Origin of the sequence: Paenibacillus oceani (assembly GCF_014705615.1) — a bacterium.
Classification (GTDB): Bacteria; Bacillota; Bacilli; order Paenibacillales; family NBRC-103111; genus Paenibacillus_AB; species Paenibacillus_AB oceani.
Window position 1 is genome coordinate 1 of the sequence record NZ_JACXJA010000069.1, and the last position, 18,678, is coordinate 18,678.

An 18,678-nucleotide genomic window follows, 5' to 3' on the forward strand; every position below is an offset into this window, starting at 1 on the left:
CTGCGTCTGCCTGCTAGCTACGGGGCGGCTTGGCCCCTACCCCGGCTGAACTTTCATCAGCTAGTTGTGCCTAGCTTGGCTAGGCGCGCAAGGGTACAAACCACTCTTATTCGGTTCCTTCCCCGTTTGAAGATGGGCAGAATGTCGAACGGCGACCCAAAGCGGCTTGCAGCATTTGCTGACTCGATAAGCAAACGGACTACTTTCCCGCTTTACCACGGTGAGGAGCTTGAACTTTCTGGCGTGATTTATTAAACGAAAAAAGCCTTTACCCGATTATCAGGTAAAGGCCGATCCGTCCGACCATTTCGAGCAATAAAGTTAAGATCAACCGGAATGCCCGTCCTGGTCCGGAACAACGAACCGTTTCCCGCTAATCGTGTCCCTTAGGAGTCACACCTTAGGGGCGAACCCACCCGGCCAAAGCCGGAGGCTGCCGCTCCCCCGACGCACTGTCAGTCGTCAGTCGTTAGCTGTTAGCTGTTAGCCATCAGCCGTTGAGCTACTAGCGTCAGTCGTCAATCGTCCGCCGCTAGTCTTTAACCGTTTACCGTTAGCCGCTATCCGTTAGCCGCCCCGGCTTGATCCGTATCTGCTGTCGCCAGAGGCGGAAGCCGGAACCTTCTGACCGTTAGCCCCCGGGTCAAGTCGAGCTCGTCCAGGCCGCGTTCCCGGTACTCGTCGAGAATCCGGAGCAGAATCCGGCCGATCAGGACGCTGTCGCTCAACGCGTCGTGCCGGGGAACGTCATCGGCGTCAATGCTGTAATAGTTCAGCAGGAAATCGGTGGATACGACGGCATCGATCTCAGGATGAATATGGGTGAACATCGCTTTCGTATCGATAACCGGATTACCGGCCATGGGCAAGCCGCTCATGCCGCACTGTTTTTGCAGCAGATGTATGTCGTATTCATAACCCGCTTGGGTGACAAGCACGGCGTCGCCGGCAAAACGGACAAAATCCGCATACACTTCCGGAAACCCGGGCGCACGAGCCATATCGGCGTTCGTTATACCGGTAAGAAGTTCGATTGCGGGAGGAATCGGCTTCGGCGAGCGGACGAGCGAAGAGAAGCGGCCTCCTTCCGGTATCGTCCCCCGTTCGATTCGAATCGCGCCGATCTGTGTAATATATTCCTTCGTATAATCGATGCCCGTTCCTTCCAGATCAAAGACGCAATAGGCCCGGTCTTGCAGTCCGCTGATCCGGAGTCCGTCCACCCGGTATAATTCGGAAGAAAGAAACGTCACATTCATAGGCCCTTCACCTCTTCGGTCTCTTCGGATTCTTTGTCCGCCCTGTCCGCAAACTCCAGATCCGCAACAATCGGCACATGATCGGATGCCGTTCCCGGGATCGTGTGCGTCCGTATCGTCCGGAGATGACCGCTGGCCAAAATATAATCGATCTTCCGGTCCGGCTGATCTGCTGGGAACGTATGTCCCGCATCCGCCCCGACCGCCGTCCAGCTGTCTGGGAACGCCGAGAACAGCGGGGCAAGCTCCGGCGAATCCGGTCGCGCGTTAAAATCGCCAATCACCAGCACCGGGTCCGTATGGACGCCGGCAAGCTGGAGCATTTCCCCGATCTGCATCCTGCGGACCGCCGGATCAGTGCGATAATCCAGGTGGGTGACGTACACGCGCAGCTGCCTATCGGCCGCGCCGAGTACCGCCTCAAGCAGCCCCGGCTTCGGCTCCGGCAGAGCTGACGCCTCCTGGGTCGACAGACGCGTCAGCTGATGATTGGCCGTCTTCCGGATCGGCAGCCGGCTGAGCAGAGCGACTCCGAACTGGCGCTCCTCCTCCCGGCCTTCAGAAGGCGGCAATACGTAGATCGGGGCAAAATAAACCGACATGCCCAGCCGGTCTGCGAGACGGTCCGCCATATGCTCGAACCGGCTCCGCTGGCCAAAGTGAACGTCAACCTCCTGCAGTCCGACGATATCCGCATCCGCCTGCGCGATCGTCCTAACGATCCGCTCCAGGTCGTATAGACCGTCCATCCCGATTCCGCTGTGCACATTATAGCTCATGACCCGCATGTGATCCCGCACTCTCCTTTTCCCTAATCTCGATCTGCTTGTATCGCCAACGGTTCTATTCTTCGAACAGAAGGCGAAAGTATCTCTCCCGGTTGTTCAAAAAGTCGCGCGTCAGCCGGTAATGTTCGGTTTGTTCGTATTCGATGTCGGCAACCGAACGATCCGTAAAATGCAGTAGCCTCGCTCCCGGAAACGACAACAAAATCGGAGAATGTGTAGCGATAATAAACTGCCCCCGGTCTACGCTGGCCAGCTCCCATATAATCCTCATAAAAGCGAGCTGGTTTTGCGGAGACAAAGCCGACTCCGGCTCGTCCAGCACATAAAGTCCCCTGCCGGTCATCCGGTTTTCGAAAAAGGTCAGAAAACCTTGACCATGCGATCGTTCGTTGAGCGATTTCCCTCCATAAGGCTCGTACGCTCTGGAGCCGAACGGCTCCTTGGATAATTCGTCGATATAAGCCGCAAACGTATCAAACGTCTCTGCGCGGAAATAAAAGCCGCTTGTCACCTTCGGCTGCCAGATCAGCTTCAGGATCGACGACAGCGACAAATCGTCCTTCTCCTTGCCGATAACCAGGTCCTTCCCGCCAACTACGCTGAAGCCGCAAGCGGCGCCGATCGCCTCGAGCAGCGTCGACTTGCCGGAACCGTTGTCCCCGACAAAATACGTAACATTGGACGGAAAGTCCAACTCGCTCAAGGATCGGATCGCAGGCAGGTCGAAAGGAAATCCGCGTTTCTCGCTTTCTTCCAGCCGGTCCCAGTCTAAGACAATACGTTTCAAAAAAGGCATGACGAACCTCCATTCCACAAGCTTCCAGTTGTTTTGTATCTACCGAGATGAGTAGACGGCGTTCCGATTCCTTCAGCGGTTTCCGTCTGATCGGCTCGATTTTCTGTCTTGTATCCGGCTTTCCAACGTTTTGTCATTCTGGTTAGAAATTATCGTTCCGTGCTTGGACTCCAAGGCGACAATGTCCCGGTATGCCATTTCTTTCGTATTTCCCCAATTCGTCCATGGAGTTTTATCCAGTGTATAGTGCCGGTAATACTTCATCGGGTGTATGGAACCGGGCGCATAGTTGTAGGTCCCCATATTAACCGGATCTGTGACGATTTCTCCGCTCTCCGTATTATACACGGCCTCGAACCGGCCGTCCGCCGAGACGAACTTCACGTTATAGGCACCGTTTAAGCCGCCAAAATCGTACTTGTGGTACTTCGCGCTAAAGAGCCTCCATTCCCCTTCGGCGGCAAGCGTAATCATATCTTCCAGTTTGACCGGTGCATTGCTGTATGCGTTCAACGTATTTCGAAAATAGTGCAGCTCTTCCGAAATTCGGCCTATTTTTCTAACCATACGGTCGAAGGTTTCAAAGTAACGTTTGAAGTTTTTATGTTGACGCAAAGCGTCGGGGTCGTTTTTCAAGTCGTCCATCATTTGGGCGGCAACGGCCTGTGCGGCCATTTTCCCGGAGCGGTCGAACAGGTGCCATTTGCGGTGTTCCTCTTTGATTTGTTCAAACCTGACATCAAGTTCATAAAAATATCCGTCCGACAAAAATTCCGCTTGACCGCCGATTGCAGCCGGGGTTATTCCGGAATTCCGAATCGTCGCTCCGCAGCTGATCGTTACCAGAATCAGCAATACCGCAATGGTCCTAAGCGAGCTTTTTTTAATCATCATTCCCTCTTGTTACTCGTTATCGTGAACCGGTTATGCTCGGGTACAGTCGTGCCGGACCCGGGAGCAAATGAGTACGGAGCTGAGCTTGACTGCACATATGACGCGAGGTATGCTCAAACTATTATACCAAACTAGCGTATCTCTCGATCTGCGTATAAACTTTCAAGCGTTCTGATTCGTATATCTGGGCCGACTGAAGATCGGGCAGCAGCAGCGATCCGGCCGATTATTCCTATCGATGAATGAAGGTGACGAGACATTGAGACGTGGACGCTTCGCCCCGACTCCATCCGGCCTTATGCATATCGGAAATGCCCGTACCGCGCTGCTGGCCTGGCTGCAGATGCGGGTCGCAGGCGGACAATTCGTGCTGCGGATGGAAGATATCGACAAACCGCGTTCCCGGCCCGAGCTGGCCAGCGCCATCCTGAGCGACCTGCGCTGGCTTGGCCTCGATTGGGAAGAAGGGCCGGGCAGCGGCGAACCGTACGGACCGTACGAGCAAAGCCTTCGCGAGGAGCTGTACGAGCAGGCGGTGGAGCGGCTGGAGCGCGGCGGCTGGTTGTACCCGTGCACGTGCAGCCGCGCGGAGCTGGCGGCGATCGCCAGCGCGCCGCACGGTCTGGACTCGGAAGGCCCGGCCTACCCGGGCATATGCCGCCAGCGGACCAGGGAAGAACGCGAAGCGAGAGCCGCGCTCAAGCCGCCCTCTCTCCGCTTCGCCCTGCCGGACAAACCGGTCGAAGTCGCCGATGCGATCGCCGGGCCTCGCTTCTATCCGCCCGGCGCCGGAGGCGATTTCGTCGTGAAGCGGGCTGACGGCATTTTCAGCTACCAGCTCGCCGTCGTCGTCGACGATGCGGCCATGCGGATTACGGATGTGCTGCGGGGAGACGATCTGCTCGATTCCACGCCGCGGCAATTGTTGTTATACGAGGCATTGAGCTGGACCGCACCCAAATTCGCCCACGTGCCCTTGCTGTTCGGACCGGACGGCCGCAGGCTGGCCAAGCGGGACGATACGATGGTGATCGCCCGGATGCGTTCGGCCGGCATTCCGCCCGAGCGGCTCGTCGGTTGGCTGGCCTTCTGGAGCGGACTTGTCGACCGGCCGGAACCGGTCAAACCGTCCGAATTAATACCCGGCTTCGATCTCGCCAAAGTGCCTAGCGATCCGGTTACCGTAACGAACCATGCGATCCTGAAGCTATGGGATGCGTCGAGGTGCTGACGGTCCGCATGAACCTGCAGCTGCACCAGAAGGCATGAAGACGAAGACACCGGCACGGACGAATTAGGCATCCCGTTGTGCCATCATAGGGATTGCTCCGTCAAACGGGCAACCGTCAGAAGCTCCGAATACCGGACCCGCCGGCATTCGGAGCTTTTTTTGAAGGATTGACCGATCGGAGCTATCCCAGCAGTCGACGGTAACTCCATACTTATTGGCGTTCCTCCGGAATCAGCTGCCGATCACTTGCCCCGGCAGCGCTCCGGTCACCGCTCCGCTCCGGACGACAAATGTTCCGGCCACCAGCACATGAGAGATGCCTTCAGGAGCCACGCGCGGGTTCTCGAACGTAGCGTCGCTGCGTATGACGGCCGGGTCGAAGACGACCAGATCGGCGGCTTTGCCGGTCGCCAGTCTCCCCCGGTCATGCAGGCCGAATCGTTCCGCCGGATAACCGGCCATTTTCCGGACCGCCTCTTCAACAGTCAACCAGCCTTTCTCCCTGACGAACGAGCCGAGAATGCGCGGATACGTGCCGTACCCCCGCGGGTGAGGCGAGCCGCTGACAAAGATGCCGTCGGTCGACGCCATATGGCGGGGATGCTTGTAGGTGTGCTCCAGAAACGGTTCGCGGGCCGGGTCCCAGTGATAAATGAACAACGCCTGCAAATCCGATTCCAGCAGCATGTCGCAGATCAGCTCCGGCAGCGGCATCCCGGTCTGTTTCACCATATCCGCCAGCATCATGCCGATATACGGCTTATACCGCTCCGCCTTTACGGTAGCGCAGCGAAGCCGCTCGGGAGGGAACGCTTCGCTTAAATATCCGGACATCCGCTCGCGGTCCCGGCCGCTGGCCAGCCGCTCCTTGACCTGCGACGGCGAACCGGCCTGCGCCCACGGCGGCAAATAATAGAGCAGGTGCGTACATCCCGCGGGATACGGGTACATATCGAATGAAAGATCGACCCCTTCGGCTTCCGCCCGGCGGATGTTCCCCGCTTGGACATCGTCCACCGTAAAGTGCGAGATATGAACCGGGATGCCCGCCCGCTTGCCGATCTCGATCGTTTCGTCCGTTCCGAACGGGGTATGGCCGGAATTGCCGCGCTGATGGGCAACATACACGCCGCCGTACTCTGCGGTTACCTTGGACAGCTCCACCAGCTCCCGCAGATCCGCGTGGACCGTCGGCTCATATTCAAGTCCGGTGCAAAACGACTTGGCGCCCGCTTCCATCCATTCTTTCACCAGCTTTTTCATTCCGGCCAGCTGACCGTCGTCCGCCGTCGCGGTCGACCAGCCCATGACCGACGCCCGGATCGCCCCGTGCGGCACTTGCAGCGCCAGATGGCTCGGAAGCTTCCCGGCGAAGAGCGATAAAAACTCGGAAACCGTCGCCCCGCCCCATTCGGCCGGCGTATCGCCGTAAAACACTTCCAAATATTGACGCATCTCCTCCCGAAGCGATCCGTCCAAATGGCTCCAGGAGAAGCCGTCGGGGGCGATCAACTGCGTCGTTACCCCTTGCCGGATACCGGCCCACCGGTCCGGTCCACCTACGAGTTCCTTCTCGGAATGGACATGTACGTCGATAAAACCCGGCGCTATCGCACAACCCCGCGCATCGAGCCGCTCCGCCGCCTGAATCCCTGCCGTATCCCCTACCGCGACAATTTTCCCCTGATCTACCGCTATGCCGCCCGCATATTTGCGGCTGCCGGTTCCGTCGATAAGAATCCCGTTTTCAATCAGCAATTCGCACTCCACAACCCATTCCTCCCCGGTACTGAAACTGTAGATCGGGATGTCTTCTCATGCTGCTTGATGTACAGACCGGCTGAAAGCCGGCATCACGCCTGAACCGCTGTTGCCCCGCTTACTCCAGTTGTCCGGCAACCGCTTGCATAACCTGCATCGGCCGTACCAGCTGCGGGCAGCCATACGTTTTCTCCCGCATCGACTCCGGCAAGTACCATACGGCCTGACAAGCTCTCATCCCGGCGCGGCTAGCGCCGTTTAACTCGTCGGAACCCCCGTCGCCGATAAATAGACACTGGTCCGGCTTGACGTTCAGCCGCTCGCACGCCAGCAGATAGATTGCCGGATCGGGCTTGGCGCAGTTAGCCTCGTAGGAGAACAGAACGGTGTCGAAATAAGAGGCCAGTCCGCTCGTCTGCCAACCGCGTACTTCCTCCTCCGTACAGTTGCTGATCAGTCCGATCGCGATCTTGTCGCGCTTCAGCTTGTCCAGCAGGGCGATCACTTCAGGATCGATACCGGTGAAGGCAGCCTTCTTCTCCGCAATCCGCTCCTCATACATCTTATGCAATTCTTGCTCGTTAATCGTTGCGCGCTGCCCCTCCAGGATATGTCTCATCACAGCCTTATAATCGCTGAACTCGCCCGTCATTCTCCTGCGGTGCCTGGCGCCCCATTCCCTGCGGTAAACGTCGTGCTCCAGCCCGAGCCGGGCCGCGTCGTTCCGGCCTGTCCGGTCCACCTTCCGGACGCCTCCTTCATACTCGGAGATGAGAGTTTCGAACAGATCGAACAACACTGCTTCTGTATTCCCTATCACGCCCGCCACCGCCTATTCCGGAATTTGTCAGCTTCATTATCTCAAACCGGTCTGCGGAATGCACCAATTATTTCAAAAAAACGCCAGGGAACCGTGTCCCCTGACGCTTATCGTGAGCATATCTATATCGGACATTGGAGGCTCGCAGATCGGATTACCTCGCCCCCGGCTCGTAAACGAACCGGCCGCCGACCATCGTCCAGACGACGCCAAACCGCTCGTCTATCAGCGCGAGATCGGCATCGGCTCCTGGCGCTATGATGCCTTTGTTAGTCAGACCGAGGATGACGGCCGGCGTCCGGGACGCCATCGCGACGGCATCGTGAAGCGGGATACCCAGCTGTATCGTGTTGCGCAGCGCCTCGTTCATCGTCACCGTGCTGGAGGCGAGCGTTCCGTCCTGCAGCGTAGCGACGCCGCCGGCAACCGTCACCTCATGACCGCCGAACGTATAGGTGCCGTCTCCCAATCCCATCGCCTGCAAGGCGTCGGTGATCAGCACGACTCCTTCCGGGCCTTTGACCCGGTGCATGAGCCGTACGACCGCCGGATGCAGATGAACGTTGTCCACGATCGCCTGCAAACTGACGTGCGGCTGATCGAACGCTGCGGCGACAAGCCCCGGATCGCGGTGATGAATCGGCCGCATCCCGTTGAAACAGTGGGTTACGTGGCTCGCCCCGCGGCGAAACGCCTCGCTCGCTTCGTCATAGGTGGCGTCGGAGTGGGCGAGCGCCACGACGATGCCGCGGCGGTGAAGCTCCGCTACCATCTCCATGCCGCCCGGCAGCTCCGGCGCGACGGTCACCATTTTCATCATACCGTCCGCATGGCCGATTATCCGCTCCATTTCCGCCATATCGGGGTGGCGCAGAAACGCTTCGTTTTGCATGCCTTTGCGCTTAACGTTTAAGTAAGGTCCTTCCGCATGGATGCCGGCAATCCGGGCTCCCGGCTCATGACCGGTTACCTCCTTGACCTTATCGATCATGCTCAGCAAATCTTCGAGGCTCGAACTGACCGAGGTCGCCAAAAAGGAAGTGCAGCCCGCAGCCGCGCAAGCCGAGGACACCGCCTCGACGCTGCGTTTCGTGCCATCCATCATGTCGTAACCGGACGCTCCGTGAATATGCACATCAATCATGCCCGGAATGAGGAGCAGCCCGTTGCCGTCTGTCCGTTCCGTCCCGTCCTCCCCGTTGAATGAATCCGAGGGACCCTCCACCACGGAAACGATATGCCCGTTTTCGATAAGAACGGACCCGCATTCCAGGATGGCGGACTCCATGGCGATCCGCACGTTCGTAATCCATCGTCTGCTCATCGTCACTTGGCCCCTCCCCCTTCCGGAGCAGCCACGACCAGTTCTACCCCGCCGGATACGGCTGCTTCTGCGATATGCAGCGGCGGAGCTTGATCCGTAACGATACGGTGCACGTCCAGGAGGGCGGCGAACGAATGCAGATACCGTTCCCCGAACTTGCTCGCATCGGTTACGATGTTAATACAGGACGACCTTCGCATCGCATGACGCTTCAGCTCGGCCTCGAACGAATTAGAGTTGCTGAATCCGTGCTCCACCGTAATGCCGGTCGTGCCAAGAAACACTTGATCGAACGCCATCAAGCCGAGCGTACCGATCGCGATCGGTCCGACCATCGAGCCGGTCTTCTCAAGCAGCATGCCGCCGGCTACGATCGTATGAATGCCTTTGTCCAGCAGCACGGACGCCACGTTCAGCGCATTCGTCACTACCGTTACCGAGCTGTCGGGCCGCATATGCCTCGCGATCTGCAGCGTTGTCGTGCCGGCGTCGATAAATACCGCCTGCCCCGGCAGAATCAGCTCCGCAGCCGTTTGGCCGACGCGGATCTTCTCGTCGGTGTGCACCGTATCGCGCTCCTTCAGCGATACGTCAAGCGTCAGCGGAATCGCTCCACCGAACGTTCGGCGCACAAGGCCGATCTGCTCAAGCTTCTCCAGATCGCGGCGGATCGTCATCTCGGTGACGGCGTACTTTTCTTTCAGATCGCTTATTTTTACTTCGCCATCCCTTTGGATCGCGTTCCAAATTTCGTTTTGCCGTTCGTTTAAGTTCGGACGCATGGATGCTGCTTCACTCCGTCAGGCCGGTCCGCCAAGGACCGGTTATTGTCGCTTCACCCTTATTATAGCGAACTTTCACGGCGTCTGTCATTCGGTCCAGCCCACAGCCCGTGCGCCGGCTCGATCGCCCACCCGTCGAGCGTCAGCTCCACAGGCCGCCGCTGCCAGCCGGCGTCGATCCGCGCCTTCACTTCCGGCCACGGCACGATGCCGCCGCATGCGTCCAAAGCTTCCACGCTGCAAGCTCCTACGGCTGTCGCCGCCGTCATCGCCGATTCGATCGGCAGCCCGTTCAGCAGGCCGCAGATCATACCGGCAATCGTACAGTCTCCCGCTCCGGTCGTACCGACCACGGTCGCCTGGAAGCACGGGGACAACAGTTCCCTTCCCGCCCATGCGACAGGATCGCTCAAGCGGCACGTTCCGAATTGCTGCAATCGTTCGGCGCTGCCGGATGTCCGGACATAAAGCCCTTCCTCGCCCAGCTTAATCCCGATGACTGCGGCCCCCATGCCAAGCAGTCGCTCCGAAATGGACGACAGCGACGCCGCGTTCATCTCCAGCTCCCCGACGCCGCTATCCGCTCCTTCTACCATAAACACGATCTCTTCCCAGCTCGGCATGAACAAGTCCACATGAGGAAGAATCCGCCGCAGGATCGAGCTCCAGTCCACCTTGCCGGCCGGTGAATCCGGGTCGGGGCGGGACATATCCAGCGATATGGTCAATCCTGTCGCCTTTACCTTCGCAAGCAGCTTCTCCAGTTCTCTTCCGTCGTCCTCATACATTCTCTTCATCAGCGGTGGATAGCCAAAATGGAACAGTCGGGCACCCTCCAGCTTATCCGGCGGCACATCTTCCGCAGTAAACGTATCGTTGGTTCCCGGACAATGGAGGAAGATCCGGTCCGAGCCCCGCGGGCTGATCACCACGCTGTAAGAGCTCTGCTCGCCAGCGCTGACGATCATCCCATCGGTAACGCTCTCCCCATGCTCCCGCAACGTCTCCAGAATGAGGCGGCCAAACGGGTCGTCGCCCACCTTGCCCATCAGACCGGTCCGGATGCCGAGCCGGTTCAAGGCGAGCCCGGAGTTGGCTACCGTCCCTCCTGTCGAGATAACCGCTTCCCCTACATTAACAAGAGCTCCGGGTATGCTGATTGAGGCCAGCCCGGCATTGCCCATGTCGGGAATCATATCGAGGCATATGTGCCCGGCTACGATCGCTTCGAAGGATGAAGCCCCGTTTGGAGCTGCAAACCCTTTATCCCGCTGATTGTCCGGCTGCTTCAAGCGAATCCCTCCCGCCGATGTACACCGTCTGACCGGTGCGATCCGATTCCAGCGCGGCTGTGAACAACTCGTGGCTTTCCGCCGCTTCCTCCGGAGTGGCGCAATAGAGCGGCTGCTTCATCCCGCCGCGGTTAACGAGCTCATCGCAAAACGCCGACCACATCTGCAAAATCGAGTCCGAGAATCCGAATTCGAAAATCCCTCCGGTAATCGTCGGGTATGCGGAATGGTAAGGAACGTCCAGTTCGTGCCAAGCCTGCTCGCCGCCCGGTTGATAAGGAAGAGAACGGATCTGCTTCGGATTTTTCGTCGAATACTCGGCGGACAGCTCGGTTCCGTTAATGCGGATGAACCACGTATTTGCGTGGCCAGGCGCGATCCGTTTCATCGACAATACCATCGGAAAACGCTGGTCTTCCGTTTTTACATCGCATGCCAGAATCGCATTATCCCACGTTTCGCAAGGCGCAGACCCGCCCTTGCCGTCGGGACGCGTCTCGACCACTTTTTGCAGCAGGGCACGGACGCTGTTCGGACGCCAGCCGAAGCGCAAGGGCAAGTGCAAGACGTGCATGCCTAGGTCGCCCATACAGCCGTATTCTCCGTTGGTCGCGATACGGCGCTTCCAATTGATCACCTTTAACGGATCGAGATCGCTGCTGTGCCAGAAGCCCGCTTCCACCTCGATGATTTTGCCGAACCGGCCTTCCCTTACCCACTGTCCGATCCGGTATGCTCCCGGGAAGAAAGGAAACTCCGAGGAACAGCGGACGAGGACGTCCGGTCTCGCCGCCATCTCGGCCACAATTCTCCGGTTCGCTTCGCGGTCGATTCCGAACGGTTTTTCTCCAAGCAGATGTTTGCCTGAACGAATAATATCGATGTACAGATCGGCATGCAGGTTATGCGGAACGGCGCAATACACGGCATCGACATCCGGATCGGCGAGCAGTTCCCGGTAATCCGAATATGCTTTCGTGACGCTCGGAACGAGCTCTCGGAACCACTTCGTCGCTTCCGGATTGGCGTCGCAGACGGCCGTAATCCGCGGCTCGTACTCGACGCCCGTCAGATGGCACCAGCGGGCAGCCGCGCTTGCAAACTCTTTGCCCATCAAACCGCAGCCGATAACCCCGAAACGTATAATCGTCTTCGTCATATCCGGCACGCTCCCTTCCACTCGCTCGAATCCCGGGCCGCGGTGCAGCATAAACCGTCCCGGACAAATAAACCATTCTTTTTCAATTGTATAGACATAGTAACCTCCTGGAAGAAGAATCCACAAATAAAAAACGGCTTCCTTCTTTAATGTTCGTTATTAACATATATAATGTTATATTCAAACATTAATTTTGTCTAGATTAAATTCAATAAACACGAAAAGCCGCCCTGAGAAGACAGGCGGCTTTAAACTGAATAAGCGAATAATAAACGGATTCATCCATATAACGATATAGAAGCAGCCCTTATTGGTTTATAGCCGCCATGTACAAAAAAAAAACCGCATTCCACCTCGGAGATGCGGGGTAAGGCTGCCGGCTGCCGGTTAAAACCTGCGCGGATACGGATGGGAACCGCAGGCCACCAGTCAGGTCAGCCTTCTGAAGCAGCGCTCCAGGCGGTTTCGTTCTTCTTCCGTTCCTTTGGAAGACAGGAAGACGATGTCCTGCGACTCTCCGTTCGTCCGGTCCGGCAGAACATCCAGCCCCAGCACACGGATTAATTGATTAACGGTCCCGGCATTGCCGTCCATCAGCGTTACATGACTCGGAACAAGCGCTTCGATCGCTTGCCGAAAAAAGACGAAATGCGTACACCCGAGCACGATCGCTCCATACTGCTCCATATCGAAACCGGACAGCTGCTGCTGCAAATAACGGCGAACTTCCGGCCCGTCGAAAACACCATCTTCGGCAAACTGGACCAGTCCGGGCAGTCCGAGCGGATCGACCCGGCCCTGCGCCTCCAAAGTTCCCAGCAGCTTTTGAAATTTGTCCTCTTTCAAGGTCAAAGGCGTCGCCGTCACCAAAACTTTTGCTCCGGAATCGCGTACAAGCTGCAAACCCGGTTTTACGGCCGGCTCCATCCCGATAACCGGAAACGCGTAACGTTTGCGCAAGTCGTCGACTGCCGCGCTCGTCGCCGTGTTGCAGGCGATCACGATCGCCCGGACGTCGTCCGTCCGTAAAATGTCGTCGATGCACGCTCTTACGAAACCGAACACTTCTTCTTTCGTATGAATCCCATAAGGTACGTTTTTCGTATCTGCATAGTACAAATAAGATTCCGCGGGAAGCTTGCGCCGTGCTTCGTGGAGTACGGTAAGCCCTCCAACGCCGGAATCGAAAAAAACGATTTTCATGACGGTTCCTCGCTTTTAAACTAAAGGTAAGACGTTTACCGGTCGCCGCGATCTTCCCGGTTCTTCCAGCCTCCGTCGGGAAATATGTCGGAGCCCAGCGTCGGCTCGTAGACGCTCTCTGTGCGCCACGGCTTGCGGGCGGTTTTTTTCGGACGCTCCTGCCGGATCGTGACCGCTTGCGCGTAGGCCAGACTCTCGAGCAACGATTTGCCCGCTCCCACTTCCGCCGCCCGGTGATGCCCGGCGTCCGGACGATCGCCCGCCCTATTGGACGGCGCCGATGCGGCCGCTCTGCGAATCTCCTTGAGACGGGCTTGCAGCAGTTCGATTTCTTTCGTCCAATCGGAGGACTGGGAAGCTTCTCTGGACGCAGCATGCTCTGAGCCGACCGGGTTGATTCGATCGTTCATATGGACCACCGCCCGTTTTCATATGGAGTGCAAGTCTACCTTAGTTTATGTGTTTTCTCGATGATGCAGACTACCCCTTACTATATCATGAAATCGGCGTTGATGGCCTTACATTTCGCAAGCTGCTTGTTCCATCATCTTAGAAGACACCCGCATTTTCCAGCCTGTAAGCGCATCCTTATGCTGTTTCTTACTTGATTTTCATGCTCCGGCTACGAGTTGACCGCAGACAGCAGGCCGAGTCCGTCCCCGACCTGAGTCCAGATGGATTTCCGTCAATAGTCCGTTTTGCAAAACCGGTCACTCTCATACAATGAATACAACAAAGAATTAAGAGGTGCGATAATCGATGCAGGACAAGAAGAGATTGTACATTCTTCTGAGCGATACTGGAACTTGGTTTTCCCGGCTGATCAAATCCTATACCAAGGAGCCGTTTAATCACGCTTCGCTGGCGTTTGACGCCGAGCTCCGGGATGTATACAGCTTTGGCCGGAAATATGAATCGAATCCGTTTCTCGGCGGGTTCGTCAAAGAGAACATACGCAGCCCGCTATTCCTCGACGAACAGCGCAATACGACGTGTGCCGTGTACGTATGCGAAGTAAGTCCAGAAGCGTACGAACGGATCCGCGAGTCCGTCCTCGAGCTGGAGAAGCGTGGAGATGATTATAAATATAACGCCTTGGGACTGCTCGGGGTCGTATTCAACATCAAGCTTAACCGGGACAACGCTTACTTCTGCTCCCAGTTCGTATCCGAGATGTTTCGCGCCGGAGGGGTGTCGCTGGTACCGAAATGCCCGGAGTTCACCACGCCGGGGGATCTGGGCAGCTCCGAACACGTCCGGCTGATTTACACCGGAAGCTTGCGGGATTACGCTTCCCTGAAAGACTGGGGAGAAGTTGCCGCAGACAGCCCTGAATGGATTCCCGCAGGATGAATGCGACGAATGCATCCTCGCGGTTTCGTTTGACGATTCGCTGCTCGCCCGCATCCGGACATGCGAACCGGCATTATGGAAGCTCTTGTATTCCCGTAGGACCCAAAAAATCGGCCCTCTCTGCTGGAAGAGCCGATTCATTATGTTCGGATAAAAATTCGTTGTCGTGGGCATAACAGGAAAACCGGGCTTTCCCGGCGCTGCGCCGCGTTTTTACGTTTTGGGACGCACGCGGTTCGTCGGAACGGCCGACATCGGATCGTCGGGCCAATAATGTTTCGGATAGCGGCCCTTTAAATCTTTTTTCACCTCAAAATACGTTTCCCTCCAAAAGCTGGACAAATCCCGCGTCACCTGCACGGGCCGCTGGGCGGGCGACAGCAGATGAATCGTCACCGCTACTCTCCCGCCCGCGATACGGGGCGTATCCGTCAGGCCGAACATCTCCTGAAGCCGCGCGGACAAAAACGGTGCTTCCGGATCTCCGTAGTCGATCGGCAGACGCGAGCCGCTCGGTACGATCAAGTGAGTCGGCGCCAGCTCGTCCAATTTCCTCCGCTTCTCCCAAGGCAGCACCGCTTCGAACACGGCGGCCAAGTTCAGCCGCTGCAATTCGCTGCGGCTCCGGATTCCTTCCAGGTGAGGCTCCAGCCATTCCGGCAGCGACTCCGCCAGCGCTTCGTCCGACAAGTCCGGCCAAGCTTCGTCGTGCCGTCTGAGGAACAGGATTCGCTGCTGCAAAGCTCTTGCCGTCTTCGTCCAAGGCAAAATACCTAATCCCTCGACCCGGACCCCTTCGAGCATCGCGCGAACCGTTTCTTCCGGATCGGGTCCGGACTGGGGTGCGTCGCTCAGCACGAGCGCCCCGAACCGTTTCCTGACGCGGGCTCGCACCGCTTGTACGGTCCGGTCCCATGCGACGACAGACTCATCGGCGATATCATCTCCGAACCGCTGCAGCAGCTCGGCAAGCTGTACGGGCGCCGCCAGTTGAATCCGGCTCTCCGGCCCTTTATCATCCAGCTCGGCCGCCACGATATACGGCGCGTTCGATAGTTCCTGAATTTCGGCAAAAACGGCGCCTCTGCCGCTGCTGAGCACATATTTCCCCCCACCCCGGCTTTGGCCGATCCGATCGGGATAAGCGAGCGCAAGCAGCAGACCGCACGCGTCGCTGTCGATCCGTCCGCGTCCGGTTATGCCAAGCGCCCGGCTCCAGTTATCCGCCTCTGCAAGCGCTCGTTTGACGGCCGCAGAATCGGCCTGCAGACCGAACAGGGCCATCGCCTCATCCGGCTTGCCGCCGTTTCTCGCCCGCTCCAGAGCGTCCAGCCGGAGCCGGAGATCGGCCGACGCCGTGCCGCTTGCCCCTCTGCGGAACAAGTCCCGCTCGTGCAAAAGCGCGGCAAGGGCGCACGCGGTAGACCCGAGGCCGAGCGACATCGCGCGGATCGTCATATGGGCGAGACGGGGATGCAGACCGGCTTCCGACATTCGTCTGCCATGAGCGGTAATCGCCCCGTTGCGGTCCAGCGCGCCGAATTGGGCGAGCAGCTCGCAAGCTTGACGGTAAGCGGCCGCTGGCGGTTCGCTCAGCCAGCTCAGCTCCCCGGGGTCGGTCGTCCCCCATTCGGCGAGATCGAGCGCGAGCTGGGCGAGGTCGGCCTGTTCGATTTCCGGAACGCGATGCGGATCGAAGTATAGTTCCTCCTGCTCCGTCCATAGCCGGTAGCAGACGCCCGGACTAAGCCGCCCCGCTCTTCCCCGCCTCTGGTCCGCCGAATCTTTTGATACGCGTACCGTTTCCAGTCTGGACATTCCCGTTTGCGGCGAAAACATCGGAACTCGCATCAGACCGCTGTCAATGACGATGCGCGTCCCTTCGATCGTCAAGCTCGTTTCGGCGATGGAGGTGGAAAGCACGATTTTACGGACGCCGGGCTTACCCGGGGCAATTGCCCGATCCTGGGCTTCCTGCGGCAAATTGCCGTGAAGCGGCAGCACCGTCACAGCCGCATCCAGATGCTGCTGCCCGAGCAGCTGCTCGACTCTGCGGATTTCTCCGGCTCCCGGCAAAAAGACCAGCACATCCCCGGACTCCTCCGCCATAGCGCGCATTACCGTGCGTACTACAAGCTCCTCCAGTCTGCCTTCCGGTTTACTGCTCAAATAATCGGTTCGTACCGGGAAGATGCGCCCTTCGCTTGCGAGGACCGGTGCATCGCCTAGCAGCGTCGCGACCGGCCGGGCGTCGATCGTCGCAGACATGACAAGCAGCCGCAGATCTTCCCGGAACAAGGCGCGGGACTGTAAGCATAAGGCGAGTCCAAGATCCGCCTGCAGGCTCCGCTCATGAAATTCATCGAAAATAACGAGCCCGACACCGGCAAGCGACGGGTCCGACTGCAGCATCCGGGTTAATACGCCCTCGGTAATGACCTCGATCCGCGTCCCGGGTCCGACGCGGGTATCCATTCTCACCCGGTAGCCTACCGTGCGTCCGACCGGCTCGCCCAATAAGGCGGACATATAGGCCGCCGCTGACCTGGCCGCGATTCGTCTCGGCTCCAGCATGAGAATCCGCTTGCCCTTCAGCCACGCCGGATCGGCTTCCAACAAAGCCAACGGCACACGGGTCGTCTTGCCCGCTCCGGGCAAAGCGACCAGCACGGCGCTTGTCCGTTCATTCAATTGTGTTATAACGTCCGGCAGTACCGATTCGATTGGCAGTCGTGCGGTCAACGTGTTATCCCCCATCTATCGTGCAAACGGCAGCTTCTTATTCCTTATCTTAACTTCCATCAGTATACGTAAGCGGATCGCCCGGCAGCAAGCCGGCTATCGTGCTGGCCATGCCTCTCGGGCGGGTACCCCTTCCCGGTGCTCGTTCTTTCCTTGTTATCTCGGATCAATCAGGATCTTCCCGCGTCTTGTCGATAGCCGGCAAGTCCGCTGTGAAACGCTTCGGAATCTTCATGCTCCAGTCCGAACAACGCTTCCTGCAAAGCAAAAGTGCCGCGATAAAACGTGATACGATCCATCATCCCGTCGATTTCCGGATATACGGCCGCCGCAAAATGGAGAAATTGTTCTCCATAGGAGGCCAGCAGCGCCGCACAGTCTACAGCCGGATCGCCGATACCTGCCGAACCGAAATCGATAATGCCGCTGATCCGCCGTTTATCGGAATCGTATAATATATTCGAGGTGCCGAAATCGCCATGCACGGCCGCCAGGCGAATCTCGAAGTTCTTCTTCTCGCCAAGATATCCCGTAAAGTGACGGTCCGTCCATAGCCTCGCCTCCGGATTCATATACCGATACAGCTTCGTTCGAATGCGATCATAAAGCTCCGACCATTCCGAATAGAGGTTATCGTCACTTCTCCCATCGTTCATTTCTTCCGTTTCTACCTCATGCAACGCTTTTAAAAACCCACCCAATTGACCCGCTAATTGCCGCCATCCCCGCTCATCCAAATCCGACATCAAAACCTCCGCTTCAAGCGGCTTGCCGGACAGTTTCCGGTATCCGATAAAGGCGCGTCCCGGTTCCAGCGAAGCAAAGCTGGAATAGATCGGACGTGGCACTTCGATCGGCACCCGGCCTGCGATCCGGTTCAAAAATGCCGCTTCCCGCTTCAGCTGTCGAATTCCTTCCGCATACTTCGGAAAGCGGAATATCGTCTGTGAATTGACCAGCACAATGTCGCTGTTTTGCCCGGAACCGAACACTTCTACGGACTCCAGGCTCAGTCCGGGACAATGGTTTCGGATCGCTTCCGAGTATAGTTTCGTCTCTATCTTTATGCACCTCTTATCATAATTAACGTTAAACAGTCCGGCTCAAACCGGAATCTCCGAAAAAAGCCAGTTTTTCTTCCGGTTCTTCCAGCCGTCACGGCGTTCATAGCTTTATTGTAGCATAACCTTTTCTACGTCTACAGAACGCCGTATGGGCGGTGTTCCTTCTAAACCTCTGATGAACGTTCCACTAAAAAAATTTCTATAAAATTC

The 18,678-nt window shown here is 57.6% G+C and carries 16 protein-coding genes; 2 read left to right on the forward strand and 14 right to left on the reverse strand.

Annotation, left to right across the window (positions count from 1 at the left end; genetic code table 11):
- Window positions 1-560: 560 nt before the first annotated feature.
- The 4 genes from IDH45_RS32770 to IDH45_RS32785 form a co-directional block, all read right to left on the reverse strand.
- On the reverse strand, window positions 561-1,259 hold the full coding sequence (locus tag IDH45_RS32770; protein ID WP_190932370.1) for a 3'-5' exonuclease: 699 nt from the start codon (window positions 1,257-1,259) through the stop codon (window positions 561-563).
- Window positions 1,256-2,047, reverse strand: a complete 792-nt coding sequence (locus IDH45_RS32775) for an endonuclease/exonuclease/phosphatase family protein (RefSeq protein WP_190932371.1) — start codon at window positions 2,045-2,047, stop codon at window positions 1,256-1,258. The genes IDH45_RS32770 and IDH45_RS32775 overlap by 4 nt, the downstream gene beginning before the upstream one ends.
- Window positions 2,048-2,102: 55 nt before the next feature.
- On the reverse strand, window positions 2,103-2,843 hold the full coding sequence (locus tag IDH45_RS32780) for an AAA family ATPase (protein WP_190932372.1): 741 nt from the start codon (window positions 2,841-2,843) through the stop codon (window positions 2,103-2,105).
- Between the two features lie 72 nt (window positions 2,844-2,915).
- The gene (locus IDH45_RS32785; protein ID WP_190932373.1) at window positions 2,916-3,734 is read right to left on the reverse strand and encodes a hypothetical protein; all 819 of its coding nucleotides are present in this window, start codon (window positions 3,732-3,734) and stop codon (window positions 2,916-2,918) included.
- Between the two features lie 262 nt (window positions 3,735-3,996).
- On the opposite strand from IDH45_RS32785, the gene gluQRS reads away from it, so the two are divergent.
- Window positions 3,997-4,968, forward strand: coding sequence for a tRNA glutamyl-Q(34) synthetase GluQRS (gene gluQRS / locus IDH45_RS32790; RefSeq protein ID WP_190932374.1), 972 nt, complete (start codon window positions 3,997-3,999; stop codon window positions 4,966-4,968).
- A gap of 231 nt (window positions 4,969-5,199) precedes the next feature.
- Here the strand turns inward: gluQRS and IDH45_RS32795 are convergent, their stop codons facing one another.
- The 8 genes from IDH45_RS32795 to IDH45_RS32830 all read right to left on the reverse strand — a co-directional run bounded on the left by IDH45_RS32795 (window position 5,200) and on the right by IDH45_RS32830 (window position 13,719).
- Window positions 5,200-6,738, reverse strand: coding sequence for an N-acyl-D-amino-acid deacylase family protein (locus tag IDH45_RS32795; RefSeq protein WP_190932375.1), 1,539 nt, complete (start codon window positions 6,736-6,738; stop codon window positions 5,200-5,202).
- A gap of 109 nt (window positions 6,739-6,847) precedes the next feature.
- On the reverse strand, window positions 6,848-7,549 hold the full coding sequence (locus tag IDH45_RS32800) for an HAD family hydrolase (RefSeq protein ID WP_190932376.1): 702 nt from the start codon (window positions 7,547-7,549) through the stop codon (window positions 6,848-6,850).
- A gap of 154 nt (window positions 7,550-7,703) precedes the next feature.
- Window positions 7,704-8,873 carry an N-acetylglucosamine-6-phosphate deacetylase gene (nagA, locus tag IDH45_RS32805; protein ID WP_190932377.1) on the reverse strand — a complete coding sequence of 390 codons (1,170 nt, stop codon included), beginning with the start codon at window positions 8,871-8,873 and terminating at the stop codon, window positions 7,704-7,706.
- Between the two features lie 2 nt (window positions 8,874-8,875).
- Window positions 8,876-9,655: a DeoR/GlpR family DNA-binding transcription regulator gene (locus IDH45_RS32810; protein ID WP_190932378.1), complete on the reverse strand. Its 780-nt coding sequence runs from the start codon at window positions 9,653-9,655 to the stop codon at window positions 8,876-8,878.
- Between the two features lie 62 nt (window positions 9,656-9,717).
- Window positions 9,718-10,947 (reverse strand): carbohydrate kinase family protein, encoded by a 1,230-nt coding sequence (locus IDH45_RS32815; RefSeq protein ID WP_223837231.1) that lies wholly within the window; start codon window positions 10,945-10,947, stop codon window positions 9,718-9,720.
- Window positions 10,919-12,106, reverse strand: a complete 1,188-nt coding sequence (locus tag IDH45_RS32820) for a Gfo/Idh/MocA family protein (protein WP_190932379.1) — start codon at window positions 12,104-12,106, stop codon at window positions 10,919-10,921. The genes IDH45_RS32815 and IDH45_RS32820 overlap by 29 nt, the downstream gene beginning before the upstream one ends.
- A 429-nt stretch (window positions 12,107-12,535) precedes the next feature.
- The gene (gene murI, locus IDH45_RS32825; protein ID WP_190932380.1) at window positions 12,536-13,309 is read right to left on the reverse strand and encodes a glutamate racemase; all 774 of its coding nucleotides are present in this window, start codon (window positions 13,307-13,309) and stop codon (window positions 12,536-12,538) included.
- A 35-nt stretch (window positions 13,310-13,344) separates the two neighbouring features.
- Complete coding sequence (locus IDH45_RS32830; RefSeq protein WP_190932381.1) at window positions 13,345-13,719, reverse strand: hypothetical protein; 375 nt, start codon at window positions 13,717-13,719, stop codon at window positions 13,345-13,347.
- Between the two features lie 349 nt (window positions 13,720-14,068).
- On the opposite strand from IDH45_RS32830, the gene IDH45_RS32835 reads away from it, so the two are divergent.
- Window positions 14,069-14,662, forward strand: coding sequence for a C40 family peptidase (locus IDH45_RS32835; protein ID WP_190932382.1), 594 nt, complete (start codon window positions 14,069-14,071; stop codon window positions 14,660-14,662).
- Between the two features lie 213 nt (window positions 14,663-14,875).
- Here the strand turns inward: IDH45_RS32835 and hrpB are convergent, their stop codons facing one another.
- Together hrpB and IDH45_RS32845 are read right to left on the reverse strand one after the other, a co-directional pair.
- Window positions 14,876-17,404, reverse strand: coding sequence for an ATP-dependent helicase HrpB (hrpB, locus tag IDH45_RS32840; protein WP_223837232.1), 2,529 nt, complete (start codon window positions 17,402-17,404; stop codon window positions 14,876-14,878).
- A 170-nt stretch (window positions 17,405-17,574) separates the two neighbouring features.
- Window positions 17,575-18,396, reverse strand: a complete 822-nt coding sequence (locus IDH45_RS32845; protein WP_317891328.1) for a phosphotransferase family protein — start codon at window positions 18,394-18,396, stop codon at window positions 17,575-17,577.
- Window positions 18,397-18,678 lie beyond the last annotated feature (282 nt).

Bases quoted from the DNA above. Each gene is read 5' to 3' on its own strand.
- murI (WP_190932380.1), bottom strand. From the start codon at position 13,309: ATGAAAATCGTTTTTTTCGATTCCGGCGTTGGAGGGCTTACCGTACTC.
- nagA (WP_190932377.1), bottom strand. From the start codon at position 8,873: ATGAGCAGACGATGGATTACGAACGTGCGGATCGCCATGGAGTCCGCC.
- IDH45_RS32775 (WP_190932371.1), bottom strand. From the start codon at position 2,047: ATGCGGGTCATGAGCTATAATGTGCACAGCGGAATCGGGATGGACGGT.
- IDH45_RS32785 (WP_190932373.1), bottom strand. From the start codon at position 3,734: ATGATTAAAAAAAGCTCGCTTAGGACCATTGCGGTATTGCTGATTCTG.
- IDH45_RS32810 (WP_190932378.1), bottom strand. From the start codon at position 9,655: ATGCGTCCGAACTTAAACGAACGGCAAAACGAAATTTGGAACGCGATC.
- IDH45_RS32770 (WP_190932370.1), bottom strand. From the start codon at position 1,259: ATGAATGTGACGTTTCTTTCTTCCGAATTATACCGGGTGGACGGACTC.
- IDH45_RS32820 (WP_190932379.1), bottom strand. From the start codon at position 12,106: ATGACGAAGACGATTATACGTTTCGGGGTTATCGGCTGCGGTTTGATG.
- IDH45_RS32830 (WP_190932381.1), bottom strand. From the start codon at position 13,719: ATGAACGATCGAATCAACCCGGTCGGCTCAGAGCATGCTGCGTCCAGA.
- IDH45_RS32835 (WP_190932382.1), top strand. From the start codon at position 14,069: ATGCAGGACAAGAAGAGATTGTACATTCTTCTGAGCGATACTGGAACT.
- IDH45_RS32780 (WP_190932372.1), bottom strand. From the start codon at position 2,843: ATGCCTTTTTTGAAACGTATTGTCTTAGACTGGGACCGGCTGGAAGAA.